Origin of the sequence: Pseudomonas sp. P42, from assembly GCF_017973755.1 — a bacterium.
Classification (GTDB): domain Bacteria; phylum Pseudomonadota; class Gammaproteobacteria; order Pseudomonadales; family Pseudomonadaceae; genus Aquipseudomonas; species Aquipseudomonas iridis.
In genome coordinates, this window is the sequence record NZ_JACOPU010000004.1 from 99,683 (window position 1) to 123,753 (window position 24,071).

21 protein-coding genes and 3 pseudogenes are annotated in these 24,071 nt (G+C 60.0%); 4 read left to right on the forward strand and 20 right to left on the reverse strand.

Going from position 1 to position 24,071, the window contains the following annotated elements; translation table 11 throughout:
* Positions 1 to 29: 29 nt before the first annotated feature.
* From H8B20_RS13505 to H8B20_RS13535, 7 genes are all read right to left on the reverse strand, one after another.
* Complete coding sequence (locus H8B20_RS13505; protein WP_181818483.1) at positions 30 to 1,454, reverse strand: ABC transporter substrate-binding protein; 1,425 nt, start codon at positions 1,452 to 1,454, stop codon at positions 30 to 32.
* A gap of 213 nt (positions 1,455 to 1,667) precedes the next feature.
* Positions 1,668 to 1,913, reverse strand: coding sequence for a 4Fe-4S dicluster domain-containing protein (locus H8B20_RS13510; RefSeq protein ID WP_042559450.1), 246 nt, complete (start codon positions 1,911 to 1,913; stop codon positions 1,668 to 1,670).
* Between the two features lie 26 nt (positions 1,914 to 1,939).
* The gene (locus H8B20_RS13515) at positions 1,940 to 3,670 is read right to left on the reverse strand and encodes a fumarate reductase/succinate dehydrogenase flavoprotein subunit (RefSeq protein WP_210623400.1); all 1,731 of its coding nucleotides are present in this window, start codon (positions 3,668 to 3,670) and stop codon (positions 1,940 to 1,942) included.
* Entirely contained in the window at positions 3,667 to 4,419 is a 753-nt protein-coding gene (locus H8B20_RS13520) for a GntR family transcriptional regulator (protein ID WP_042559452.1), read from the reverse strand. Before H8B20_RS13520 ends, H8B20_RS13515 begins: the two co-directional genes overlap by 4 nt.
* A 186-nt stretch (positions 4,420 to 4,605) precedes the next feature.
* Positions 4,606 to 5,571, reverse strand: a complete 966-nt coding sequence (locus H8B20_RS13525; RefSeq protein ID WP_210623401.1) for a Gfo/Idh/MocA family protein — start codon at positions 5,569 to 5,571, stop codon at positions 4,606 to 4,608.
* 19 nt (positions 5,572 to 5,590) lie between these two features.
* Complete coding sequence (locus H8B20_RS13530; protein WP_210623402.1) at positions 5,591 to 6,478, reverse strand: Dyp-type peroxidase; 888 nt, start codon at positions 6,476 to 6,478, stop codon at positions 5,591 to 5,593.
* A 182-nt stretch (positions 6,479 to 6,660) separates the two neighbouring features.
* Positions 6,661 to 7,758 carry an AraC family transcriptional regulator gene (locus H8B20_RS13535; RefSeq protein WP_210623403.1) on the reverse strand — a complete coding sequence of 366 codons (1,098 nt, stop codon included), beginning with the start codon at positions 7,756 to 7,758 and terminating at the stop codon, positions 6,661 to 6,663.
* Positions 7,759 to 7,968: 210 nt separating this feature from the next.
* On the opposite strand from H8B20_RS13535, the gene H8B20_RS13540 reads away from it, so the two are divergent.
* Complete coding sequence (locus H8B20_RS13540) at positions 7,969 to 8,916, forward strand: SphA family protein (RefSeq protein ID WP_210623404.1); 948 nt, start codon at positions 7,969 to 7,971, stop codon at positions 8,914 to 8,916.
* Between the two features lie 49 nt (positions 8,917 to 8,965).
* Here the strand turns inward: H8B20_RS13540 and H8B20_RS28285 are convergent.
* The 8 genes and pseudogenes from H8B20_RS28285 to gspG all read right to left on the reverse strand — a co-directional run.
* Positions 8,966 to 9,103 (reverse strand): annotated as a pseudogene (locus H8B20_RS28285) (hypothetical protein); the annotation flags it as partial.
* Between the two features lie 108 nt (positions 9,104 to 9,211).
* Complete coding sequence (gspF, locus tag H8B20_RS13545) at positions 9,212 to 10,423, reverse strand: type II secretion system inner membrane protein GspF (RefSeq protein ID WP_210623405.1); 1,212 nt, start codon at positions 10,421 to 10,423, stop codon at positions 9,212 to 9,214.
* The gene (gene gspE, locus H8B20_RS13550; protein ID WP_210623406.1) at positions 10,423 to 11,829 is read right to left on the reverse strand and encodes a type II secretion system ATPase GspE; all 1,407 of its coding nucleotides are present in this window, start codon (positions 11,827 to 11,829) and stop codon (positions 10,423 to 10,425) included. The genes gspF and gspE overlap by 1 nt, the downstream gene beginning before the upstream one ends.
* Before the next feature lie 181 nt (positions 11,830 to 12,010).
* The gene (gene gspD / locus H8B20_RS13555; RefSeq protein WP_210623407.1) at positions 12,011 to 14,377 is read right to left on the reverse strand and encodes a type II secretion system secretin GspD; all 2,367 of its coding nucleotides are present in this window, start codon (positions 14,375 to 14,377) and stop codon (positions 12,011 to 12,013) included.
* Positions 14,374 to 14,922, reverse strand: coding sequence for a type II secretion system protein GspM (gene gspM, locus H8B20_RS13560; RefSeq protein WP_210623408.1), 549 nt, complete (start codon positions 14,920 to 14,922; stop codon positions 14,374 to 14,376). Before gspM ends, gspD begins: the two co-directional genes overlap by 4 nt.
* Positions 14,915 to 16,093 carry a type II secretion system protein GspL gene (gspL, locus tag H8B20_RS13565; protein WP_210623409.1) on the reverse strand — a complete coding sequence of 393 codons (1,179 nt, stop codon included), beginning with the start codon at positions 16,091 to 16,093 and terminating at the stop codon, positions 14,915 to 14,917. Before gspL ends, gspM begins: the two co-directional genes overlap by 8 nt.
* Complete coding sequence (gspK, locus tag H8B20_RS13570) at positions 16,090 to 17,046, reverse strand: type II secretion system minor pseudopilin GspK (RefSeq protein WP_210623410.1); 957 nt, start codon at positions 17,044 to 17,046, stop codon at positions 16,090 to 16,092. The genes gspL and gspK overlap by 4 nt, the downstream gene beginning before the upstream one ends.
* A gap of 8 nt (positions 17,047 to 17,054) precedes the next feature.
* Positions 17,055 to 17,513: a type II secretion system major pseudopilin GspG gene (gspG, locus tag H8B20_RS13575; protein ID WP_274611388.1), complete on the reverse strand. Its 459-nt coding sequence runs from the start codon at positions 17,511 to 17,513 to the stop codon at positions 17,055 to 17,057.
* Positions 17,514 to 17,660: 147 nt separating this feature from the next.
* Between gspG and gspI the strand changes: the two genes are divergently transcribed.
* Positions 17,661 to 18,047: a type II secretion system minor pseudopilin GspI gene (gene gspI, locus H8B20_RS13580; protein ID WP_210623411.1), complete on the forward strand. Its 387-nt coding sequence runs from the start codon at positions 17,661 to 17,663 to the stop codon at positions 18,045 to 18,047.
* 272 nt (positions 18,048 to 18,319) lie between these two features.
* Here gspI and H8B20_RS13585 read toward each other — a convergent pair.
* From H8B20_RS13585 to H8B20_RS13595, 3 genes and pseudogenes are all read right to left on the reverse strand, one after another.
* A pseudogene (locus H8B20_RS13585) lies at positions 18,320 to 18,562 on the reverse strand (DUF6124 family protein); the annotation flags it as partial.
* Between the two features lie 191 nt (positions 18,563 to 18,753).
* Positions 18,754 to 19,770: a CNNM domain-containing protein gene (locus H8B20_RS13590; RefSeq protein ID WP_200615453.1), complete on the reverse strand. Its 1,017-nt coding sequence runs from the start codon at positions 19,768 to 19,770 to the stop codon at positions 18,754 to 18,756.
* The gene (locus tag H8B20_RS13595; RefSeq protein WP_200615456.1) at positions 19,767 to 21,143 is read right to left on the reverse strand and encodes a hemolysin family protein; all 1,377 of its coding nucleotides are present in this window, start codon (positions 21,141 to 21,143) and stop codon (positions 19,767 to 19,769) included. The genes H8B20_RS13590 and H8B20_RS13595 overlap by 4 nt, the downstream gene beginning before the upstream one ends.
* Before the next feature lie 322 nt (positions 21,144 to 21,465).
* On the opposite strand from H8B20_RS13595, the pseudogene H8B20_RS13600 reads away from it, so the two are divergent.
* Positions 21,466 to 21,773: pseudogene (locus H8B20_RS13600) on the forward strand (type II secretion system protein GspI); the annotation flags it as partial.
* Positions 21,774 to 22,002: 229 nt separating this feature from the next.
* On the opposite strand, the gene H8B20_RS13605 reads toward H8B20_RS13600, so the two are convergent.
* Positions 22,003 to 22,362: a DUF6124 family protein gene (locus H8B20_RS13605; protein ID WP_210623412.1), complete on the reverse strand. Its 360-nt coding sequence runs from the start codon at positions 22,360 to 22,362 to the stop codon at positions 22,003 to 22,005.
* Between the two features lie 544 nt (positions 22,363 to 22,906).
* Between H8B20_RS13605 and H8B20_RS13610 the strand changes: the two genes are divergently transcribed.
* The gene (locus tag H8B20_RS13610; RefSeq protein ID WP_210623413.1) at positions 22,907 to 23,389 is read left to right on the forward strand and encodes a GNAT family N-acetyltransferase; all 483 of its coding nucleotides are present in this window, start codon (positions 22,907 to 22,909) and stop codon (positions 23,387 to 23,389) included.
* 137 nt (positions 23,390 to 23,526) lie between these two features.
* Here the strand turns inward: H8B20_RS13610 and H8B20_RS13615 are convergent, their stop codons facing one another.
* A complete protein-coding gene (locus H8B20_RS13615) occupies positions 23,527 to 24,000 on the reverse strand; it encodes a winged helix-turn-helix transcriptional regulator (RefSeq protein ID WP_210623414.1) in 474 nt (157 codons plus the stop codon).
* Between the last annotated feature and the right edge of the window lie 71 nt (positions 24,001 to 24,071).

Genomic DNA, 24,071 nt, shown 5'->3' on the forward strand with positions numbered 1-24,071 from the left:
GGCTAGGGTGAGGGGCTCTTGATCTGCTGTTAACGGGTGGCTACAACCTGGGTCGTGGCGTCGGTGAAATCGAAAACCTTGCCGCCCTGCGCCGCTGCAAATTGCTGCGCCTGCCCCTTGAGCAGAAATGCGCTCAAACGGCCCTTGGCATCACTGGCAAACCACGCCTGATCGGCCAGCAACTTGATCCCGCTGTCGCTCGCCTGCGCATACACCGCACGAATGGTTTTGCCGTCCTGCTTCAAACCGGCCAAAGCGGTGAAGGCCGATTCGGCGGAGGCGTACTGGCGCACCTTGTCTTCGCCACGCACCCAGATTTCGGCGACATGGCTGAAGTCAGTGATGGCCTTGCCGCTGACCGCATCCACATGCTTGAGCGGCGTCTGCGCGTAGTTGGCCAACTGCGCGGCGTAATCAAGATGGGAAGCCTTGAACGCCGCACGGATGTATTGATCGTCGATGAAGGTGTCCAAATCGAGACCACGATCGGCCTTCTTCAGGAGCTTCAAGGTATCAATGGCCGTACCCACCGCCTGACGGTACTCAGGCTTCCAGCTCAGGTCGCGGGTCTGCACGCCGAGCGGGCCGTGGAACAGGTAATTGACCTCGGCATCAACGCCGGTGACTTTGGCGATCAGTTCGCTGTACTTCTCCGGTTCGGCGGCCAGCAGTTGATTGGCCTCGATGCTCGCGCGCAGGTAGGCGACAACGATCTCCGGGTGTTTTTTCGCGTAGGCCTGATCCACCAGCGCACCGTGGAAGGTCGGCGCATTGGCCTGGGCGCCGTCGTAGATCTTGCGAGCGAAACCACGACTCGGGAACAACTCGGCAAAGGGCACGAAATCGGCGTGGGCGTCGATCTTGCCGGCCTGCAACGCGGAGCCGGCGACTTCCGGCGGCTGGGCGATGATGTTGACGTCCTTGAGCGGATCCCAGCCCTGCTCCGCCACCGCACGCAACAACATGCCGTGGGCCGTCGAAGCGAACGGTACCGAAATGGTCTTGCCCTTGAGTTCGCTCAGCGACTGCACGCCGGACGCGCTCGGCACGACGATACCGTTGCCGCTGCCCTTGATGCTGCCCGACAGCACGCTGATGAACAGGCTGTGTTTGCCGGCCGTTTCAAACGCCACACCGTTGAACGCGCCGGGGAAATCGGCCATGGCGCCGAAGTCGAGTTTGCCGGCGACCATCTCGTTGGTCAGCGGCGCGCCGCTGGTGAAGTTTTTCCACTGAACGTCGTAGCTGGCGTTTTTGTATACGCCGTCGTGGGGCAGGTATTTTTCGAGCAAACCGAGTTCACGGATCAACAACCCACCGGCGGCGCAGTTGATGGTGGTGTCCTGGGTGCCGATGGCGATGCGGATGGTCTCGGCCGAGGCGGACAGGGTGAACGAAGCCAGTACCAGACCGGCGATTACTGCACGTAACATAAGTGTTTCCCCTCGAATCATTTATAGGATGTTCGTCTCCGCCACGATCAGGGCGCGGTGGGAAACGAGGGGTGTTTTTGAATCCAGCGTCCGGGTTTTCCGGATGGCTTTGGTTGACTGGGCCGACCTCATCGCTGGCAAGCCAGCTCCCACAGGGATTTGCAATGGGACACAGATTTCGCAACACCAGAGAAACCTGTGGGAGCTGGCTTGCCAGCGATGAGGCCCTGTCAGTCAACGCAGTAAATAAGGGATATCGACCTTCACGGCTCCCGTCGGGCAATCCTTTTCACACGGCATGCAATACCAGCATTCATCGAACGCCATGTAAGCCTTCTGCGTGGCGGGGTTGATCGCCAGCAAGTCCATCGGACAGACATCGACACACACGGTGCAGCCCTTGTCGGCGATACATTTGTCCTCGTCCACTGTGACGGGCGCGTTGGAGCGGAAGAAGATTTCCTGAGCTTGATAGGCCATGGTTCGGGCTCTCTTTTAGTGATGCATCACGCGGCGAAGGCGCCAACCCGCAAGCGGTCGTAAGCCTGTATTTCCTCGGCATCGAGCGGGATGATGTAGGGCTCTACGGCTTTCTTGAAACTGGTCATCTGACCGTCATCGCCCTTCTTCAGGTGGCAATGGCAGAACCACTCGCTGTCGTTACGTTGCGGGTGATCGACCCGGTAGTGGTACAGACCCCAGCGACTTTCGGCGCGGAACAACGAGGCGCGGGCAGCCATTTCGGCGCAGTCACGGATCACGCTGGTTTCCATCGCGCGCATCAGCTCATGGGCGTTGTTGGCCTTCATCTGATCGAGATCACGCTCGATGTCGCTGAAGCGCTGCAAGCCGATCTGCATTTTTTTGGTCACTTTCGGCGGTTGCAGGTAGTCGTTGACGAAGCGCCTCAGCTTGTATTCGACCTGGGCCGGCGGCAGACCGTGCTCGCGATCCAGCGGGGCGTAGACCCGTGCTTTTTCTTTCTCGATCTGCGCGGTATCCAACGCCGAAAACTGGCGCCCGGCGACAAAATCCGCCGCGTTGTGTCCGGCGAACCAGCCGTAGGTAAACGCGCCAAGCATGTAGTTGTGCGGCACGGCGGCCATGTCACCGGCGCAGTACAAGCCTTTCACCGAGGTTTCGGCACGCTCGTTGACCCACACGCCAGACGCCGAATGGCCGCTGCAGAAACCGATCTCGGAGATGTGCATCTCGACCATTTGCGTGCGGTAGTCGGTGCCACGGTTGGCGTGGAACTGGCCGCGACTCGGGCGTTCGTTGCTGTGCAAAATCTCTTCGATGTTCTGGATGGTTTCTTCGGCCAGGTGATCGAGTTTGAGAAACACCGGGCCGTTGCCGCTCTCCAGTTCCTGGTGGAACTCCCACATCATCTGTCCGCTCCAGTAGTCACATTCGATGAAGCGTTCGCCCTTGTTGTTCGCGGTGTAGCCGCCCAACGGGCCAGTCACGTAGGCGCAAGCCGGGCCGTTGTAATCCTTGATCAGCGGGTTGATCTGGAAGCATTCCAGATTCGCCAGTTCAGCCCCGGCGTGATACGCCATCGCGTAACCGTCGCCCGCATTGGTCGGGTTTTCGTAGGTGCCCATCAGGTAGCCAGAGGACGGCAGACCGAGGCGTCCGGCGGCACCACAGGCAAGGATTACAGCCTTGGCCTTGATCACATGGAAGTCGGCGGTGCGGCAATCGAAGCCCATCACGCCGTTCACCGCGCCCTCCTCGTCGGTCAGCAACCGCGTGCAGACCAGCCGATTGGTGATGCTTACTCGCGCGCGCTTCAACTGGCGATACAGAACCTTTTTGATGTCGTGCCCTTCCGGCATCGGCAACACATAGGCGCCCATGTGGTGGACTTTTTTCACCGCGTAATCACCGGTTTCGTCCTTCTCGAACTTCACGCCCCAGCGGTCAAGCTGTTCGATGGTTGCGAAGCTGTGCTTCGCGTAGGCGTACACCGCTGCCTGATTGACGATGCCGTCATTGGCGATGGTGATTTCCTTGGTGTATTGCTCAGGGGTGGAGTGGCCGGGAATGATCGCGTTGTTCAGGCCATCCATGCCCATGCTGATTGCGCCGCTGCGTTTGACGTTGGCCTTCTCGACCAGCAACACGCGCAAGTCGCGGTTTTTCTCTTTGGCCTTGATCGCCGCCATCGGCCCGGCCGTGCCACCGCCGATCACGACGATGTCGTATTCCTGCTCAAGCGTGTTGCGTGTCATGCCTGCTCCCCTTTTTGCCGGTCGATCCGCAGGCGGTACTGGAACGCATCGCCACGGTAGTAAAGGTGTTCGAAGTCCAGCGGCTGGCCCTGCGCGTCGTGGGTCAGGCGCTCGATGCGCATGATCGGCGAGCCGGCCTCGACGTTGAGTGCCTGGGTTAAATCGCTGTCAGCCAGCACGGCGTCGATGGCCAGATCCGCATGACCGAGGGCGATGCCGCAGTCGTTTTCGAGAATCAGGAAGATGTCGCGGGTGACCAGATCAGCCTTCTCCAGCCGTTCGCCGATCGCTTTGGGCAGGTAGGTGATTTCCAGCGAGATCGGCTCTCGATTAATCAGTCGTACGCGTTTGATCTGCGCCACGGTTTCGCCCTCGGCGACCTGCAAACGCTCGGCGACACGCTTGTCCGCCGGGATGAATTTGAAGCTGCGCAGGCGGTTGATCACCTCGTAGCCACGACCGGTCATGGACTCGGCGAGGCCTTGCAGGCTGCTGACGTTCTGGAAGGTTTTCGGCTTGGCGACGAAAGTGCCTTTGCCGTGGATCTTGAAGATCAGCCCTTCCTTTTGCAGATCACCCAGCGCCTGGCGCACGGTGATGCGGCTGACTTTGAACAGCGCACCGAGTTCGCTTTCGGAGGGCATCTGGCTGTCTTGCGGGTATTCGCCATCGAGGATGCGGGCGCGCAAGACGTCGCGCAGTTGGGTGTGCAGCGGCACGCTGCTTAGAGAGAGAACGTTATCGGTCATCACGGGATCACTTGTTATAACGAGTTATGACGTGATCTTAGAGACCTGATGACAAGGTTGAGAAATACCGAATGGGCATAACCTTAGATTTGGGTTCGAGGATCAAAAGATTGCAGCCTTCGGCAGCTCCTATAGTTTGAAATGCATTCCCATGTAGTAGTTGCCGAAGGCTGCGATCTTTTGCTCTTAGCGCTTGAGGATCTGGTCCATGACCCAATCGGTCTTCAGCGCTTGTTCGGCCATCGCCGGATGCTCCGATTCACCACGAATATGCGCATTCATGCCCAGCACGTGATGCCACTGAATGTGTTCGTGATGGGCAATGTCCAGGCTGATCTGCTCATCGGCATGCAGCTCGACCGGATGCTCATCAAACACTGAAAAGCTGATCCGGCCGAGGCTGCCGATGATCTCGACCCGATCCTCGCGCCGATCGGCAACAAAACTCCAGCAGCCCATGCCCAGCGCCCCAGAGGCAAAGCGCCAACTGGCGCTGACCGCATCTTCCGCCGCGTACAACCCGGCCTGCCGCGCGGTGAAACCGGCGACCTCGACGATGTCGCCGAGCAAATACTGGAACAGGTCGAAACCGTGGCTGGCCAAATCTGCGAAGTAACCGCCGCCCGCTACCGCCGGGTCGGTCCGCCAATTGTCGCGGCCATCCACATCTGCCGGCGACGGTGCCTTGGTCAGCGTCCAGCTCAAATGCCGCACTTCGCCGATCCGTCCCTGTTCCAGCCATTGCCGCACCTGCGCGAAGCGCGGCAACGAGCGGCGGTAATACGAAACGAACAGGTGCAAACCGGCGTCGGCAAACGCCTGCTGCATCTCGCGGCTTTGCCCGGCGTTGAGTGACATGGGTTTTTCCACGCAGCAATGTTTGCCGGCGGCGGCGACTCTCAGACTGTAATCGCGGTGGCTGTCGGGCGGCGTGGCGATGTACACCGCGTCCACTTCGGGATCGTTGATGAGTGCATCGACGTCGGTGTAAACCCGAGCGATACCGTGGCGCGCGGCGTAATCACTGACGGCTTCAAGGCGTCGGCCCATCACCGCCACCAGTGCGGACCCTGGCGCCTTGTAAAAGGCTGGCCCGCTCTTGCGTTCCGCGACACTGCCGCAACCGATCATGCCCCAGCGCACCACGTTCATCTTTAGTCCTTTTGCAGAATCAGCCGATGCGCAAGGCGCGCAGATCAAGATGACCGTCCTTGAGCGGCGGGCACCAGTAATAGCCGCCGGTGATCGGCCGGCTGATGCGGTACAGGCCATCGGCGATGCCGTCTTCCAGACCGCTCATGCGCCGCAATTGGGCTTCGAAGGCATCCAGCGAGAAACCGAAGGCGAGGAACATCAGCCCCGCGCGGTCACCTTCAATCCACGGCATCGAGCGACGTACGACGAACGCTTCAGGCGCGAAGCTTTCCTGCGCGGTGCGTTTGACGTGAGCGGAGACCGGCGCGTCGTCGATCTCTTCGTTATCGCTCAGGCGACGGCCCATGATGTTGTCTTTGTCGTCGGCGGACAGTTTGTGGAAACCCTTGAGGTCGTGCTGCCACTGCTGAATCGCGGCGAAGCTGCCACCGATCAGGCCTTCAGCGCCTTCGCTTTGCAACGCGGCAGCCATAGCGGCTTCGTCATGAGGGTTTTCAGTGCCGTCTTCGTAGCCAGTCAGGTCGTGACCGTCCTTGTGGCGGAAGGCTTCCTGCATCTCTACCAGGCGCAAAGCCGGAGCCAACGCAGCTTCAATGGCGTTGCAGCGATTGAGCAGGTCGCCACGGTCGACGCCGTGCAACCAGACCCAGAGCGCATGCTGGGTGGACGGGTTGTTCACGCCCACGCCACTCATGGCCGGGAAACTGCGCAGACCGGCGATTTCCACGTTGAGGGCCTTGGCCAGGGATTCACCGAAACCGACCACCGCAGATTTGCCGTCCACCAGGCTCAGCAGGTTGTCGATCGCCTGCGGCAAGGCTTCAATCGAGGCCAGGGCGAAAAACAAATGACGTGCTTGCAATGGAACGGGGGTGGCGAGAATGCCCGGCTGGTAGTGACTCATGTGAACTCCTTGAAAAAGTGCGCGGAGTTTACCTGTGGCCGGAGGTTTTGTGTGGGTTTGGATGGAGTCAAAAGCCCCCTCACCCTAGCCCTCTCCCGGGGGAGAGGGAACTGATTGGGGGATGCTGTGAAGATACGCCGACTTGAAAGTGCTGTACCGAATCCATAATCGACCAAAATCTTTCAGGTCGATGTATGACGCAAGACACCTCGGTCGGCCCCCTCTCCCTCTGGGAGAGGGCTGGGGTGAGGGTTTGCGTCATTACGCCACGCACTTGGGCTCAGACCCGTCCAGCGCTTGAACGCCCGGCGAAAACTGCGCACATCGCTGTAGCCGACCTCTTCGGTGATCCGCTCGATCGGCATGCCCGGATTTGCCAGCAGACTCATCGTCCGCGCCTGCCGGACTTGTTCCAGCAACGCTTCAAAGGTCAGCGCATGCTCGGTCAGCCGCCGCCGTAAAGTGCGGCTGCTCATGTTCAGGTCGCCGGCAATCTTTTCGATATGACTGCCCCGGCTCAGGTCGCGGGCGATCGCACGCTCCACGGCTTGAATCAGGTCGATTTTCTGGTGCACCTGCGCCGCTTCCAGTTCCAGCAACGCGACCGCCTGACGCAACGCCAGTGAATGATGATTGGGCAGGTTGACGTCCAGCCATTGCACATCAATCAGCATGCGATTGTGCAAGCAACCGAAGCGCACTTGCGGCCCAAGCAGACGCTGATATTCACTCAGGTAATCCGGCGCCGCATGCACGAATTCCACGGCGATCGGCTTGAAATCGGCACCCGCCAACGCGCGGCCGTACACCAGCAAACTGGCGAAAAACTCCTCGACCGCGAACACCTGCACATCAGCGAACGGCAGGCGACATTCGGCATCGAGATGCACCTGATCACCGACCACATCGACGCTGGAAACCACGATCCCGCCCGAGGTGTGTTGATGGCGAATCCCCACGGAAAAGGCATCGCGCAAGGTTTTACTCAGTGAAAGCACGTGCCCGAGCAGCCCCAGCGTGCCCAGTACGTTCTGGGCGCCGACCCACAGGCCCAACCCTTGGTTCGGCAGGGCTTTGAGCGCGCGTTGGATCATCGCCACGGCCTGACGATAGGAAATCCGCTGCGCCGGGTCCTGCAGATCTTCAAGGGTAAACCCCAGGCCACGGCACAGGCTTTCGGGATCGACGCCTTTGTGCTGCGCGACTTCGGCGAGGGTTTGCAGGAGGAATGGCGACACCAGCGCCAGTTCAAAGGTCGGGTCTTGGACTTTTACGTTCATGTGGGCTGACATTCCGGATCACGCTTGATTGTTATTTTTGTTACCGGTTATGTCGAAGGAAGTTAGCACAGGGTTCGTCGAGTGTCCGCAGAAGTCCCCCTAACTGTCCGCCAATACCCTGCCCCGTCGGGCCCAGAGCGCTTATTTCTATCGTGCCGGGCGACCTGCGTGCCCGCACTGCGCTCCAAAACAATAATAATGAGGACGGATATGCACCCGAACCACGCGGCATTGCCCCTGCGTCTGGCCCTGATTTTGCTGGGCTGCACCGCGACGCTTCCGGCCCTGGCTACCGAAGCCGGCGTCGACAATATCGGTACCGGCACCGACGGCTTCTTCATGCTGCCGATGGAGGTCGACAGCCTTCCGGAAAACATGGTCGCGCTCAATGTCTACTACAACCATTACAAGGCCAGGAAGCTCAATATCAGCTCGCTGGGCGGCAAGGTGCCGAATGTCGAAATCGAGTCGACGGCGGTGATTCCGCGCATCGATTACTTGAGTCCGGTGCGGATCTTTGGCGGACGCCTGGCCGGGTACATCGCGCAACCGTGGCTGAAGCAGGAAGTGTCGGTATTCGGCTTGAGCGACACCCGCGAAGGTATGGGCGATACCACCGTCGCGCCGATCATCCTGTGGGACATGGGCAAGGACCTGACCCTCGGCGCCGCATTGGAAATCACCGTACCCACCGGCGAATACAGCGTCGACCGGCTGGCCAACACCAGCAACAATTTCTACACCTACAAGCCGCTGTTCTCCTTCACCTGGTTGCCGACCGAGCGCAGCGAAGTCTCGATGAAGACCACCTACAGCTTCAACGAGAAGAACAAGGACACCGACTACAAATCCGGGCAGATTTTCCACTTCGACTACTCGGCCAGCTACAAGCTCACCGACGATCTGATGCTCGGCCTCAACGGCTACTACCTCAAGCAGACCACCGACGACAAACAGTTTGGCCGCACCGTGCAATTCGCCGGGCAAGACGTGGACGACGGGGTGCGCGGCGAGGTGTTCGCAATTGGCCCGGCGCTGTACTTCACCTTCCTCAAATACGCCAGCGCGGAGATTCGCTGGGCCAAGGAATTCGATGTCGAGAACCGCCCCGAGGGCGAGATGCTCTGGGCCAAAATCAGCATTCCCTACGCGTTCTGACAGCCACCATCGCCCCTGCAGGATTTACGTCAACTGGCTGAAAAAAGGGCAGCGTCAGTTGCCCACGCTCCTCCTCGGTCAGCTGCTGTTTCGCCTGTTCATCCAGCGCCCCGGCGCCCAGTACTTGCACCGGACTGTTGGGGTTGTAGCCCGGCGCCGCTGCACGACTGGCGCCATCGCGGGATGGCGCGGACTGGCCCTATCGCGAGCAGGCTCGCTCCCACATTTGAAATGCGGTTCCATGTGGGAGCGAGCCTGCTCGCGAAGAGGCCCGATCCGACAACACCAATCTGAGCTATTGCACCAACTGATTGATCTCGATGATCGGCAGCAACACCGCCATCACGATCACCAACACCACACCACCCATCACCACAATCATCAGCGGCTCAAGCAACGCCGTCATGCCCATCGCCCGGCGTTCAATATCTCGGGACAGGGTTTGCGCCGCGCGCTCCAGCATCGGTGGCAGAGAACCGGTTTTCTCGCCGCTGGCGATCAAATGAATCAGCACCGGCGGGAACACATTTTCGACCCGCAGCGCCGCGGCGAGGTTGACGCCCTCGCGCACCTTGGCCGTGGCATCGCTGACGCTCAGGCTCAAACGGTCGTTGGACAAGGTCTGGCGCGCCGCTTCCAAGGCTCTTAATAACGGCACGCCCGCGCCGCCGAGAATCGCCAGGGTCGAGGCAAAACGCGCGGTGTTCAGGCCCAGAATAAAACGACCAATCAACGGCAATTTCAGCACCCGGTGATGCCAGCTCAAACGCGCCGCCGGGTTGCGCAAATACAAACGCCAACTCCAGAACGCCCCGGCCATGACCGCTGCACACAACCAACCCCACGCACGAATGAAATCACTGGCCGTCAGCATCGCCAGCGTCAGGCCCGGCAGATCCTGCCGCGCCTGGGAAAACGCGCTCACCACCTGCGGCACCACGTAACTGAGCAGGAAAATCACAATGCCGATCGACACCAGCCCGACCACGCCGGGGTAGATAAACGCGGTGAGTATCTTGCCGCGCAGGTTGTTGCGCTCCTCGATGTAATCGGCGAGCCGCTCCATCACTTGCGCCAGATCCCCGGACTCCTCGCCCGCCGCGATCAATGCGCGGTAGATCTCGGGAAAGTCCCGCGGCCGCGACGCCAGCGATTCGGCCAGACGCATGCCGCTGCGCAAATCGGCACGCACCGCGCTGAGGGTGTGGGCGATGTGTTTTTTCTCGGCCTGCTCGACCGTGGCACTCAACGCGGCCTCCAGCGGCAGACTGGCGCCGAGCAGGCTCGACAGTTGCCGCGTGGCCCACGCCAGGTCGTTATCCGACAGCCGCGCACTGAACAATCCACCGCCGCCATGCTGGGCGACATTGCTCTCCTTGTGCACTGCCAACGCAGTCAAACCGCGCGCGCGTAATGCACTGAACGCGGCAGTCTGGCTGTCGGCCTCCAGGTGCCCCGATTCGATCTTGCCAGTGGCATCGGCGGCTTCAAAACGATAACGATTCATCAGGTGTCCCGTGTCACGCGCAGGATTTCTTCAGGCGCGGTGGCGCCGCTGCGTATCCAGCGTTCACCGTCTTCACGCAGGCTGAACATCCCGGCCTTGTTGGCCGCCGCACGCAAGGCCTGCTCCCCTGCCCCTTGGTGAATCAGCGTGCGGATGTCGTCGTCGATGCAGAACAACTCGTGGATGCCGGTGCGGCCGCTGTAACCGGTCTGATTGCAGTTTGCGCACCCGACCGGGCGCCAGGTGCCGGGCGCGGTGGGGTCTTCTTCCTTGCATTGATTGCACAGCCGTCGTACCAGTCGCTGCGCCAAAACCCCGAGCATTGAAGACGCCAGCAGAAACGGCTCGACGCCCATGTCGATCAAGCGGTTGACCGCCGACACCGCATCGTTGGTGTGCAATGTCGCCAGCACCAGGTGACCGGTGAGCGACGCCTGCACGGCGATTTGTGCGGTTTCCAGATCACGGATTTCGCCAATCATGATGATGTCCGGGTCTTGCCGCAAAATCGCCCGCAGTGCCAGGGCAAAGGTCATGTCGATCTTGGCGTTGACCTGAATCTGACTGATGCCCGGCAGGTCGTATCCCACCGGGTCCTCCACGGTGAGGATGTTGCTGGTGCTCGCATCCAGCCGCGCCAGCGCCGCATAAAGGCTGGTGGTTTTGCCGCTGCCGGTAGGCCCGGTGACCAGCACGATGCCGTGGGGCTGACGGATCAGGTGATCGAGCTTGGCCAACACCTGCGCGTCCATGCCAAGGGTTTCGAGGTGCAGACGCCCGGCCTGCTTGTCGAGCAGACGCATCACCACCCGCTCGCCGTGGCCGGTAGGCACCGTGGAAACACGAATATCGATCGGCCGTCCCGCCACGCGCAAAGCGATGCGGCCGTCCTGCGGCAGACGTTTTTCCGCGATGTCGAGCTGGGCCATGATCTTGATCCGCGACACCAGCGCACCGTGCAGCGCCTTGCGCGGCGAGACCACGTCACGCAGCGTACCGTCGACGCGATAGCGCACCACTGAATGGGTTTCGAACGGCTCGATGTGAATGTCGCTGGCCTCATCCCGCGCCGCTTGCGTGAGCAAGGCGTTGATCATGCGGATCACCGGCGCGCCGTCCTGGGTATCGAGCAGGTCAGTGATTTCCGGCATGTCCTGCATGAGACGATCGAGATCGACCTCGTTCTCTGCGGCACCCACCACCGCCGCCGCACTGCCAGTATCGGCGTAGGCGGCGGCGAGCAAGCCATCGAGTTCGTCATCGCGCACGCGCTGTACCGTGGTCGCGCCAAACTGCCGCCGCACTTCACTGATCGACCAGCCCGGCGTCGATGGACACACCGTCAGCACCCCGTCGCGTAACAAAATGCGCTGAGCCTTGGCCCAGGCGTAGGGCAACGCACTCATCGCCCACCCTCCCCAACGCGAATGATCTCCCCCGTGGCAATACGATCCCCTGTAGGAGCTGCCGAAGGCTGCGATCTTTTGATCTTTGGCCGTTTGGGTCCGTCGAAGAGCAAGATCAAAAGATCGCAGCCTTCGGCAGCTCCTACAGGTCCGTTTTCCGAATCAAGAGGCGATAGCGGAGTCATTGGATGGGCACCGCTTTGATACTGGCGCGCGGACCCGATCCCGGTAAAACCGCCGGCACGCCCTGCTCCGCCGCAGGCAATTGCGGCGCCTGCATATCGGGCATTGCCCAACTGCGCTCCGGCTGCAAACCGCCCTGCGCGCGGCGCATGAAATCGTAACGATTGAGGGTAATGCTGCGCCCCGCTTCGCTGTCGCGAATGATGTACGGGCGCAGGAATACCATCAGGTTGGTCTTGGTGATCGCCCGGCGTTCGTTGCGAAACAACGCGCCGAGTCCGGGAATGGTCGACAGCCAAGGCACGGCGTCATTGCTCTGGCTGTAGCCGTCCTGCAGCAAGCCGCCAAGCACCATGATCTGGCCGTCGTCGAGCAAAATACTGGTGTCGATTGCACGCTTGTTGGTGACGATGCCCGCCGAGGTCGCACTGTTGGAGGCGCGTTCGTCGATGCTGCTGACTTCCTGATAAATGTCGAGCTTGACCGTGCCGCCCTCGGAAATTTGCGGGCGCACGTTGAGCTTCAAACCGACTTCTTCGCGGGTCACGGTCTGGAACGGATTGTTGCTGGTACCGCCGCCCCCGGTTACGTAGCTGCCGCTGACAAACGGAATGGTCTGGCCGACAAAGATGCTCGCGGCTTCGTTGTCCAGGGTCAGCAGGTTCGGCGTCGACAGCACGTTGGTGCCGCCCTTGCTCTTCAAGGCCCGAGCCAAGACTTTAAGATCCAGAATCTTGCCGATGCCGGGGATGTCCACAGTGCCGTTGACGTAGCCGAGGTTCAGGCCCTGCGGCAGCACGTCGATACTGGTCTTGCCATTGGTGTTGAGACCCGAACCACCGAGGTTCGCACCGCCAATCACGCCTTTACCGCCGAGATCGCCGGTCTGCCATTGCACGCCGAATTCACTGGCATCGTCCTCGCCGACTTCGACGATCAGGCTTTCGATCACCACTTGCGCGCGCCGCTGGTCGAGCAAGTCGATGACTTCACGCAGGCTGCGATACAACGGCTCCGGCGCGGAAATCAGCAAGGTGTTGGTGGTCGCGTCAGCCTGGATCGTCACGCCGCCAGCGCTGAAAGCGACGTTCTGCTCGCTGGCCTGCGCACCGCCATTGCCACTGGTACCGCCACTGCCCTGCGCGTAACTGCCGCCAGTGCTGCCCGTTGAAGTGGTCGACGTGGTGCCGCTGGTTTGCGTGCTGCTCTGGCCGTTTTGCCCGCCGGAACTGCCGGTATTGCTGCCCATTGCACTGAGCACCGAACGCGCACTGTCGCTGGTCCCGCTGTCGCTTTCACCGGTGAGCAAACCGCGCAGTGCCTGGGCCAGTTTTGCCGCTTGGGCGTTGCGCAGATAAACAACATGCAGGTTGCTCGGATTGCTCTGTGCATTATCGAGTTTGTAGATCAGGTTACGCGCAAGCTCCGTACGCTCCGGGCTGCCGGCGCGGATGATGATGGTGTTGGAACGCGGATCGCCAATCACCGCGATTTTCTGCGTCGGGTCATTGCCCGGCGCGTCGAGCAGGTCGGCGACCATCGGCGCGATGTCGGCGGCGATGCCATTCTCGATCTGCACCACATCGGTGTCGATCGCGCTCGGCGTATCGATGCCGGCGATCAACTGTGCGACACGGGTCAGGTTCTCGGCGTAATCGGTGACGACAATGGTGTTGTTGCCGGGGTAAGCGTTGATCGGATTGTTCGGCGACACAATCGGGCGCAGCACCGGAATCAGGTTCACCGCGTTCTCGTATTGCAGGCGAAAGGTGCGGGTGAGCATGCCGTTGCCCACGGGTTTGTCGGCGCTGTAGATCGGCCCGCCGAGCAGCTTCGCATCGGCCTCCGGAACCACTTGCGCAACACCACCGACATCGACCACGGCAAAGCCCTGCATGCGCAACGCCGACAGCAACATGTCGTACGCCTGACGCGCCGGCACCTGACCTTCCGAGACCAGCGTCAAGTTGCCCTTGACCCGCGGATCGACCAGAAACTGCTGCCCGGTTGACCGCGACAATGCGCGCACCACCGCTTGAATATCCGCCTCGACGAAATTCAGCGTCACCGGTTGATCGCCCAGTGGGTTGCTCGGCAACGCAGTGCCGCGTGCAGCACCGCCGCCACGGCTGCGCTCGGTGATGTTGTGCAACTGCTTCGGCGCAGGCCTGGCTTGCGCCTGCATGCGTTCACGGTCGAGCACCGCATCGCCACTGCGCTGAGTGTTGGCCAGCGGCCGGCCGAGTTCGCTGTCGACCAGCAACGGTGGCTGATCTTTCGGCGTGGACGTGTTGCTGCACGCGCTCAATGCCATCAGCAGCAGCGGCAACGCCATGCGCGTCGGTTTGGATCCTGACCCCATCATGAAGCTTCCTTAGCGTCAAGCGCCTGATCCATGCGAACGGTGCCTGACAAAGTGCCGGCAGTGACTTCAGTCGTGGCCGCGTCTGCGCGTTGCAAACGGGCCTCGACCACTTGCAGAGAAAGTTGTGCCGGCTGGCTCAGCAGCCAGTCGAGCACCGCGTCGGCCGGCGCGACGTCGAAGGTCAACTGCCATGAACCGGCATCCGCCGCCTGTAATTGATAATGTCCGGCCAGACCGCTCGCTTGCAGGGATTGCTCCAGCGACTGGCCGAGACTTTGACCGTCCGGGCGCACGCTGACGTCGCGCAGCACCAGCTCCAGCGCTTGCGTCTGAGCGCGCAACTTCGGCGTTTCGCTTTGCCAATAAGTGATTTTCTTCAGCGGTGGCTGGATCAGCGCGACCCAGACCAGCAGACCGATCATCGCAATTGCCATACCGCTGACCATGCGTTTTTCGCGCAACGCCAACGGCTGCCAACGAGCCTGCAACTGACTGTTGAAGCGCTGCCAGCGTGCGCGGTAAATCGCCAGCGATGCCCTATTCATCTTCTGCCTCGCTGCTGTTGTCTGCGCTTTCGTCAGTGGTCGCTTCGCTGGCCGGGCGCAATGTCCAGCCGTCGTCATCGGCAGTCACGCTGATGCCGGCCTGCGCCAGTGTGGTTTGCCAGTCCTTGTCGTTGCCGGTGCGACGCGCGTCTGCGATCAGACCGAGTTGCAGCGTCCCGTCGACAAACGTCAGACGCTCGACGCTGCCAGCCATGAACGGGATGCCCGTCGCAGCCTGCAGCACCAGTCGATTGAAATTTTGCGAGGGATCGTCCGCTGCGCCTTTGTGCCGCGCCGCCAATTGCTGGCGGGCCTGTTGCAGCGGATTGAGGATCACCGGCAACTCGGGAAACGCCTGCTTCACGCGCTGATTCATTTGGCTTTTGAGCTGCTGCCCCTGACTGGCTTCGCGCGCCGCATAGAGGTTGAGCCCGACCACCCACACCGCCATGGCCAACGCCGAAAGACCGATCGCCCGGCCCCAGCCGCGATGTTCAGTGCCTTGTTGTTGCAGCGCACCGTGCAGACCCCAGCCTGGCAACGGCCCGGTCCAGCGCTGCGCCTCGGCCATCGGCAGATCGGCGCCGGGCGGCGCGGCGTCGCCGATCCAGTGCAACTGCGCGCCCGGTTGCCACAACGCGGGGTCGACGCCGTCATCGAACAGCGGTTGTACCTGCGCGGTCTGCAGACTTTCGCGCAGCAGCAAGTGACCGTCCTGCACGCAAGCGACCGTGCCCGGCAGCACCGGTAAGCTGTAGGCCGCCGGGTACAGGCCGCGCAGGTTCAAACCGGTTTGCTTGAGCATCTGGCCGAGTCGCTGCAAGGACTGCCGCGGCACCCACGCGATCTGCACCCGCCCCGCTGCGTCACGCGGACTGTGGGCGATGTGCATCTCGCTGCTGTCGCCGAGCATCAAGGCTTGCGCCGCACATTGCACCGCTGCGGCGGTCTTGTTGGCCGGCAACGGCGGTAAATCGATACTCGCCAACAGGCTGTCCGCCGGGTGCAGAAAACCTATCAGCGGTGGCTGTTTCGGCAACTGACTCAACTGCTTCAGGCTATGGCGCTCTTCGCGGCTGACCTGGCCCTGACGATCCAGCCAGGCGCAGTTCAATTCACTGTCGAGGTCAAGAACCGCCAAGGGCGGCAGGGCAATTCTCAGCTGATTCATGCACCCACCCGCGACCAGATCACCTGCGGCAGACGATCCTGGCTGCGATGCAGCAACGCATCCAGACTGACCCGCCGCTGCTCGCGACGCACTTCACCGCGCAGTCGAAACCAGTCGCTGGTGATGCCGACCTTGACGCTGGTGAGTTCCAGACTCGGCATGCGCAAACGGTTGACGAAATCGCCTCGGTTGATGAACCAGCGCCCGGCGTCTCGCTCATTGATCAACGCCTGCGCCCGCTCCAGCGACAGGCCCGGCACATACGCGGCCAACACAGGCGCGGTGGCGGTGTTGCCGTTGATCCAGGTCGTCGCGGGAATCACCGTAACGTATGGCGCAAGCTTGCTGATGACGGCGTCGTTAATTCCCTCGACGCTGCGCAAGTCTTCGAGGTTGCGCAGCATCGGCAGTTTCGGATTCTCAGGCTTTCGCGAAGCGTTGGGCGACGTGGCGCGACCACTGTCGAAGTTGTTCGTGTTGTTGGCGATCTGCGGATTCAACAGTCGCGGGTAGGACGCGATCACCCGCTGACTGATGCGCTGACTCAAACCGGCGCTGATCCCGATCAATTCGCACAAGCGCCCAAACGCCTGAATCTGCGCCTCATCAACACGCTCGTTGGCCACCAGATTGCGCAGGTTGAACTTGCCCTGCTCGTCCTCCAGCCGCCCCTCAAAACCCTGCACTTCAAGCCGTTGCGCCCACGGCTGATCGAGCCGGGTCAACGGATCGCGCTGGCGAGCGTCCCACAACAACTGGCGGCTGATCTCCAAACCGCCCTGCACCACCCAGCGCCCCTGCACGCGATGCTGATCGGCCTCCAGCGCACGGGTCGCAACGCTTTGGCGGGTCAACATGCCCGCCGCAATCACCGCCACCACGGCAGCAATCAGCAACGCACTGATAATCGCCATGCCTTGTTGCTTCGCCAGATTCGGCGACCGTCTGTTCATGGCCGGCCTTACAGCTGCCAGGAACCAATGTCGGCATTCACGTCGTCGCCGTCAGGCTGCCCGTCGGCACCAAGCGAGAAGATGTCGATTTCACCGTTGGCGCCGGGGTTGAGGTACTGATACGGACGGCCCCACGGATCGTTGGGCAAGCGCTCAAGGTACGAACGCCAGTTACTGTTCTTCGCATCCGCCGGGCGCTCCACCAGCACTTTCAAACCCTGGTTCATGCTCGGGTAAGTGCCGTGATCGAGGCGATACAGCTTGAGCGCCTGCATCAAACCGCCAATGTCCTGCTTCGCCGCCGTCGCCCGCGCCTGATCCGGACGATCAAGCACTTTAGGCACCACCATCGCCGCGAGAATCCCGAGAATCACCACAACCACCATGATCTCGATCAGGGTGAAACCCTGCTGGCCACGGGGCATACGCGGCGACTGCTTAAGCGGTTTGAACTGTGCGATATCCATCTCGACATTCCTTGGCTTGATTCGATTCGACGCGCAGTGTTGCAAGAAGATATGTCAGGGATGTTGAAAATCCTCGGGAGCTTTCGTCGTCAAGCCGTCAAGGACGGGGGTTAGCGTCGAGGGCTGTGTTTTCGCTTTGAGCCCTCCATGCGTGCGCCTTCCCGAGAAAGCGGATTTACCCTGATTGAAGTGCTGGTGGCGCTGGCGATTATTGCCGTGGCGATGTCGGCGGCTGTGCGCGTGGCGGGGTTGATGACGCAGAGTAATGGGCTTTTGCGGGATCGCTCGATTGCTTTATTGGCCGGGCAAAGCCGCATGGCCGAGTTGCGGCTTGAAGGCAAGTTGCCGATGGGCATGAAAGCGCAGGAATGTGATCAGGGGCGATTGTTGTTGCGGTGTGAGCAGGTGATTGGCGCGGCGGAGAATGGGCGGTTGCTCAAGGTCGGAATTCAGGTGTTTGACCGGAGCCAGGATGCGCCACCGTTGGCCAGGCTTGAGACTTTACTCACCCCCCAGGAAAAATCCCCGCTGTAAAAATCTCCCAGGAAACAGAACAACTGTCTCGGACCAGCAAATACTTGAGACCTGTGAGCGACAAAAAAACCTGTGGGAGCCAGCCTGCTGGCGATGGCGGAGTGTCAGGCAACGAAAATGGCGCATGTGCCATCGCTGGCAGGCCAGCTCCGACAAGTTTCAGCGTCGTACACGATATCCGCGACCAACCCAAAACCCTGTGGGAGCGGGCTTGCCCGCGAAGGCGCCAGAACGGACACCCGATCAATCACCAAGTGATCCCGGCACCCGCATCACCCAGGCAACTCCAAATTATCCAACGCCCGATTCACCGCCAGCTCCCCCAGCATGATCAACTGCGCAATCCCCAACAACGCCCGACGCTGCGACGCCGGCAACAGACTGGCGACGTTCTGGGCAATGGTTTGCGCCGAAGCGAGTGTTTCACTGGCATCGACCAGCAGTTCTTCGTTTTTGCTGTCCGCGGTTACAGCGTACATCCCACGGGTTTTACGTGGCGGCGGCGTGGAACCGGGCTGCGAAACCCGATCGCTGATTCGTCAGCGACCAGACCACAATAGAACCCACCCCCAAGATGCCCCTCTTGCCTGCCAATGCTCTCGAGTAGCCACTCGGTCGTTTCCCAAGACTGGGTTCGGCCGGGCCAAGGCAAGGTGTAACTACCAAATAGTTACGGGCAAACTCTCAGCATTTGTACGTGCGGACGCTAGGAACTAGAGGCAGCAGGGAGTACTCGTTTGAGGATGTCGGCCAGCGTCACAACTCCCAGCAAGCGATCCGCGCTCACGACCAGAGCAAGCTGAATGCTCGATTTACGCATGCGCGCAAGCGCTTCGTAGACGGGTGTTTTCGCGTCAAGCACAAAAGCTTCTCGTGCAAGCTCATGCGCCAACCGAGTCTCTGGCTCAAGCAGGGTGTCGCGTACGTGAACCACCGAGGGTTGTATGCCCTCGGTTCCCAGCACGAGAATGCGCAGGTGCCCGGACTCGATGGCTGCAGTGCGGACATTTGCCACCGTCGCATCCCGCGTAACGTGAACCGGCACCTCCCCCGGGATTAGCAAAGCTTCGACGGGCAGTGTGCCCAGGTCGATCAGGCCTGAAATCTGCTGCTGCATCTGCGGCTGTAGCGTGCCGACCTTCGCCGAGTGCTCAACGAGCTGCCTGATGGTCTCAATATCCTGACCACCAACTGCGGCGCTTTCAACGGGCTCTACACCTGAGGCTTTTACCAGACGGTTGGCGATTCGATTCACCAAGCGCAACAGCGGACGTAGCGGCCAGGTATAGATGCGCGACACGATGCCAATTGCCAGAGCGGACCTTTCCGGATGTGCAATGGCCCACGACTTGGGCGCCATTTCACCGACAACCAAGTGCAAGAATGTCACCAGGAAAAGCGCGAAGCCAAAAGCTGCACCACCCGCTGCCCACTCAGGCAAGCCCCACGCAGTGAACACTGGGCCGAGCCATAAGTCGACCGCAGGTTTCGTCACCGCACCCAGGGCAAAGGTACACAGCGTGATACCCAACTGAGCACCAGCAAGCATTAACGTCAAATCATTCATGCCGCGCAGCGCAGCACGAGCGGACAGACTGTTGATGGCCAGCTCTTCAAGGCGGTGCCGGCGAGCGCCGAGCAACGCGAACTCGATGACAACAAACAAGCCACTCAGCGCGATGAGAACGACTGTGGCTATCGTGACTATCAGCGGATCATTCATTGAGCGTCCTCCGCCATAGACACTTTGACCAACCGTACGCGAACTTCAGTCGGAACATGTCGTTCAATACGCAGTACATCAACTTCGAGTCGATATCTCACCGGCTCGTCGGAAATCAGTTCGGCAGCATCGATAGGTAGATCAACGGTGACTGTGTCGCCTTCTCCGGGCAGTGCGCCAAGCTCAGCGATCAGCATACCTGCCACCGTTTCAACATCAACGCGCGGCAGGTCGTGACCAATGATGCGCCTGACTTCGTCGAGGTGAACGTCGCCTTCCATTGTCCAGGTGTCTTCCCCTTCTGACACGATGGCGTCGCCGACTTCCGCGTCATGCTCGTCGGTAATTTCACCGACGATTTCCATGGCAAGGTCTTCAATCGTGAGCACCCCGGCGAAACCACCATACTCGTCGATAACACAAGCTAACTGATCGGCTGTCTGAACCAGTTGATCAAGAGCATCCGGCAGCAGCATCAGCGTCGGCAGCACCTTGGCAGGTCTCATCAGCGAAGCAACGGTCTCATTACTGTTTCCCGTGGAGAGACGTGCAAGCACGTCGGCGAGATGTACAACGCCCACAGGGGCATCATCGTCATCGATCACCGGATATCGGGTGTGAGCACGCGCCATCAGCCCTCGCAGCTCTTCGAGCGTCGTATCGGGCTCAACCCAGTCAACTTGTGATCGGGGCACCATAGCGTGTTCGACGTTGCGTTGCGGGAAGTCGAGGATGCGATCCATCATGAGTGACAACTCGCGTGGCAGGTCGCCACTGTCGCGCGAGTCGGCGATGATGTGTGGCAGATCGGTAGCCGAGGCGCTCACATCGAGGTCGTGAATCGGTTCGATACGCAGTAACTTCAGGAGAAGGTTGGCCGATTTGTCGAAGAAACTGATTAGCCAGCCGAAGGCCGACATATAGAAGAGCGTGGAGCGGGCAAGCCGAAGCGACAGGGGCTCAGGGTTCGCAATGGCAAGGTTTTTCGGATAAAGCTCACCCACGACCATTTGGATGATCGTAGCCGCAACCAAAGCAATACCTGTACCGACGGCCACCCTAGCCTCAATCGGTATACCGGTTCCTGCGAGCAGAACGCCTAATGATTCACCTACCAAGGGTTCCGCGACATAACCAACAAGTAAACCTGTGACGGTAATGCCAAGCTGGGCACCCGACAGCATAAAACTTGTGCGGTTCGTGACGGCCAATGCGCGCTTTGCCGACGCATCACCGGCAGCTGCCAATGCTGAGAGCCTGGTACGGTCAACCGCCATGTAGGCAAATTCTTGCGCAACAAAATAGCCATTCACAGCGATGATGGCCAGCATGACCAGGATGCCAAGAATGAGGGTAAGGATAGTTTCGATCATTTGGCGGCACGACCAAATTCAGAATCTGGACAGCGGCTGTGTGTTGCGGGGCTGGGGTCCACGAAGGAGTCCATGAAAACAAGGGATAGACAGCATACGGGCGTTTGCTCCGGATCGTCTAGCTAGAGAATCTTTTCCGATTGTGAATGCCGACTCCAATAGACCCAGAACTAAAAAACTGGAAAAGCGCAGCTGGCTGCCACCAGCAAAATCGCAGGCATATCACGCAAACATCGTCATGCCCTTTACTCGAAATCGGATTTCAAAGCATTGAAACCATTTAGCCATTCTTTAGGTACTTCTGGCCGGTTTCGGACGAATACAGAGTAATGGGGGTTTGCGTGATCGTTCGATTACGCTTTTGGCTTCGCAGAGTCGTAAGCCGAGTTGCGGTTTGAAGGCCGGTTGCCGATGGACATGAAGGCGCAGGAATGTGATCAGGGGCGGTTGTTGTTGCGGTGTGAGCAGGTGATTGGCGCAGCGGAGAATGGGCGATTGCTCAAGGTCGGGGTGCAGGTGCTTGACCGGAGCCAGGGTGCGCCGCCGTTGGCCAGGCTTGAGACTTTACTCACCCCTCAGGAAAAATCTCCCAGGAAACAGAACAACTGTCTCGGACCAGCAAATACTTGAGGCCTGTGAGCGACAAAAAAACCTGTGGGAGCCAGCCTGCTGACGATGGCGGTTTGTCAGGCAGCAAAATGGCGCATGTGCCATTGCCATCGCTGGCAGGCCCGCTCCGACAAGTTTCAGCGTCGTACACGATATCCGCGACCGACCCAAAACCCTGTGGGAGCGGGCTTGCCCGCGAAGGCGCCAGAATGAACACCCAATCAATCACCAGGTGATCCCGATACGCGCATCAACCCGGCAAATGCAAATTATCCAACGCCCGATTCACCGCCAACTCCCCGAGCATGATCAACTGCGCAATCCCCAACAACGCCCGACGCTGCGACGCCGGCAACAAACTGGCGACGTTCTGCGCGATGGTTTGCGCCGAAGCGAGTGTTTCACTGGCATCGATCAGCAGTTCTTCGTTTTTGTTGTCTGCGGTTACCGCGTACATCCCACGGGTTTTACGTGGAGGCGGCGTGGAACCGGGTGGACAGAGGTAGTGGTCGAGGGCGCGGTCGGCGGCTTCGTGGAGTTTTTTTGAGTCGAGGGATTCGTAGGGGGAAACTGGATCGGTTTCGGGGGGGTTGGGTGTTGGTTTGATCATGAGTGAATCTCCAAATCATAGAAAAGGAGCCATCATCTTTCGCTACCAAACGAAGGGGTGGTGGCCATACGAAGGTTGGTAGACCGGTGACTTGGAGAACCGGCGCGCCCGAAGACGCCCTGCGCATGGCCACCATAAATACACAGCCCCAAAAGGACCTGTATCGAGTGACGCTATGCGCCAAGTCTAAGCCGGGCTACCAAACCCGATCGCTGATACGTCAGCGACCGCACCACAATAGAACCCGCCCCCAAGACGCACAAGCCGGCGGATTCTGGCGTAGCTGTAGGCAAAAGCGCAAGGATATGTAGCCTGAGAGAGTGACTGGAAATGTCTTTTTAAACACTGGCGTTTATCGGAATCCTCATTGCGTGTCGGATCCCACAACAGATCCGTCCCCTTGCTCCAACAGACGTAAGCGTCCGGCGAACACATCCCCCTGAAGCTGATATGGAGCCATCGCCTCCATTGAATCGAGGCAGTAGTGGTTATGCGGATTCTGTTCTCTGCATAATGACTGACCGCCATGTTTAGGGTGCTTGTTATGCCAGCCTCCGCTGATCAAAACTCCGCTGTCGTTTTATGCCCAGCTTCCAATAACGACCTGGAAGATCTGGTAGCCATCAGGATTGAGGCCATGCGCGAGAGCCTTGAACGGCTTGGACGATTTGACCCGGATCGTGCGCGCGAACGATTTCTTGGTGGGTTCGACGCTAACAGCACACGCCGTATAGAAGTATCAGGTGATCTGGTCGGTTTTGTCGTAATCAAAGACCATCAGAGCGAGCTTCTGCTTGACCACTTGTATGTGATACCCAGTGCTCAAGGAGCAGGAATCGGCTCTGAAGTGCTTACGCGGATTTTCAGAGAGGCTGATGAGATCGGGCGTCCCATCAAGGTGGGTGCTCTCAAAAAAAGCGCTTCAAATCGTTTTTACACTCGCCATGGCTTCGTGTTCGTCGAAAGCGGTGAATTCGATAATTATTATGTCCGGACTAGCGTTAATGCCGTTGATTTGGGCGACTAGGCAGATCTTGATACGGTGCCCCGTCAGAGGTAGCACCGCTAGATGGGCATCCACCTGTGCGGCAGTAGTTCGGTAATCTCATTCGACCGCTGCGTCGGCAAGCGCGTGAGCATTCAGCCGCGCAGACTGGATCAAGCTCATGATCGCCGCCGCTCGTCGGCGTCATCCAAATCAACCAGCCCCACCACCGGAACCTGCCACGAAGGCTTTTTCCCACTCTGGCTATCAAACGCACGACGCGCGTCGCGAAAATCCTCGACGTGCTCCACCACCCACGTCCAAATGGGCGACATACGGACCAATAGCTCCATACCCAAAGGCGTCAGCTCATACTCGACATGGGGCGGCACTTGATCCAACTCCCGCCGTATAAGCAGACCATCGCGTTCCAGCGCACGGAGCGTCTTGGTCAACATGCGCTGAGTCACGCCCGTCATCTGCCGTTTGATCTCGGCATGACGCATCGTGCCGTACACACCGAGAGCATGCAGAATCCCCAGTGACCACCGGCTACCGGCGTGAGCCAGGACCTCGCGCCGCACGCCATCATCGTCTCGTCTTAGCGTCTGGCAGATCGCTTCTGCCTGGCTAAGGGTTTCTTCATCGGTCATCTGTCCCCCTGGTATCACGCGTGTGCCTTCTTCTGAGCGCTGCCCAATCGTGCCAGCATCACCAAATCATA

Bases quoted from the DNA above. Each gene is read 5' to 3' on its own strand.
- gspI (WP_210623411.1), top strand. From the start codon at position 17,661: ATGCGTGCGCCTTCCCGAGAAAGCGGATTTACCCTGATTGAAGTGCTG.
- H8B20_RS13610 (WP_210623413.1), top strand. From the start codon at position 22,907: ATGCCAGCCTCCGCTGATCAAAACTCCGCTGTCGTTTTATGCCCAGCT.
- H8B20_RS13540 (WP_210623404.1), top strand. From the start codon at position 7,969: ATGCACCCGAACCACGCGGCATTGCCCCTGCGTCTGGCCCTGATTTTG.
- H8B20_RS13605 (WP_210623412.1), bottom strand. From the start codon at position 22,362: ATGATCAAACCAACACCCAACCCCCCCGAAACCGATCCAGTTTCCCCC.
- gspL (WP_210623409.1), bottom strand. From the start codon at position 16,093: ATGAATCAGCTGAGAATTGCCCTGCCGCCCTTGGCGGTTCTTGACCTC.
- H8B20_RS13510 (WP_042559450.1), bottom strand. From the start codon at position 1,913: ATGGCCTATCAAGCTCAGGAAATCTTCTTCCGCTCCAACGCGCCCGTC.
- H8B20_RS13525 (WP_210623401.1), bottom strand. From the start codon at position 5,571: ATGAACGTGGTGCGCTGGGGCATGATCGGTTGCGGCAGTGTCGCGGAA.
- gspM (WP_210623408.1), bottom strand. From the start codon at position 14,922: ATGAATAGGGCATCGCTGGCGATTTACCGCGCACGCTGGCAGCGCTTC.
- H8B20_RS13595 (WP_200615456.1), bottom strand. From the start codon at position 21,143: ATGATCGAAACTATCCTTACCCTCATTCTTGGCATCCTGGTCATGCTG.
- H8B20_RS13590 (WP_200615453.1), bottom strand. From the start codon at position 19,770: ATGAATGATCCGCTGATAGTCACGATAGCCACAGTCGTTCTCATCGCG.
- gspG (WP_274611388.1), bottom strand. From the start codon at position 17,513: ATGGATATCGCACAGTTCAAACCGCTTAAGCAGTCGCCGCGTATGCCC.
- H8B20_RS13505 (WP_181818483.1), bottom strand. From the start codon at position 1,454: ATGATTCGAGGGGAAACACTTATGTTACGTGCAGTAATCGCCGGTCTG.
- gspD (WP_210623407.1), bottom strand. From the start codon at position 14,377: ATGATGGGGTCAGGATCCAAACCGACGCGCATGGCGTTGCCGCTGCTG.
- H8B20_RS13615 (WP_210623414.1), bottom strand. From the start codon at position 24,000: ATGACCGATGAAGAAACCCTTAGCCAGGCAGAAGCGATCTGCCAGACG.
- gspE (WP_210623406.1), bottom strand. From the start codon at position 11,829: ATGAGTGCGTTGCCCTACGCCTGGGCCAAGGCTCAGCGCATTTTGTTA.
- H8B20_RS13520 (WP_042559452.1), bottom strand. From the start codon at position 4,419: ATGACCGATAACGTTCTCTCTCTAAGCAGCGTGCCGCTGCACACCCAA.
- H8B20_RS13535 (WP_210623403.1), bottom strand. From the start codon at position 7,758: ATGAACGTAAAAGTCCAAGACCCGACCTTTGAACTGGCGCTGGTGTCG.
- H8B20_RS13515 (WP_210623400.1), bottom strand. From the start codon at position 3,670: ATGACACGCAACACGCTTGAGCAGGAATACGACATCGTCGTGATCGGC.
- gspF (WP_210623405.1), bottom strand. From the start codon at position 10,423: ATGAATCGTTATCGTTTTGAAGCCGCCGATGCCACTGGCAAGATCGAA.
- H8B20_RS13530 (WP_210623402.1), bottom strand. From the start codon at position 6,478: ATGAGTCACTACCAGCCGGGCATTCTCGCCACCCCCGTTCCATTGCAA.
- gspK (WP_210623410.1), bottom strand. From the start codon at position 17,046: ATGAACAGACGGTCGCCGAATCTGGCGAAGCAACAAGGCATGGCGATT.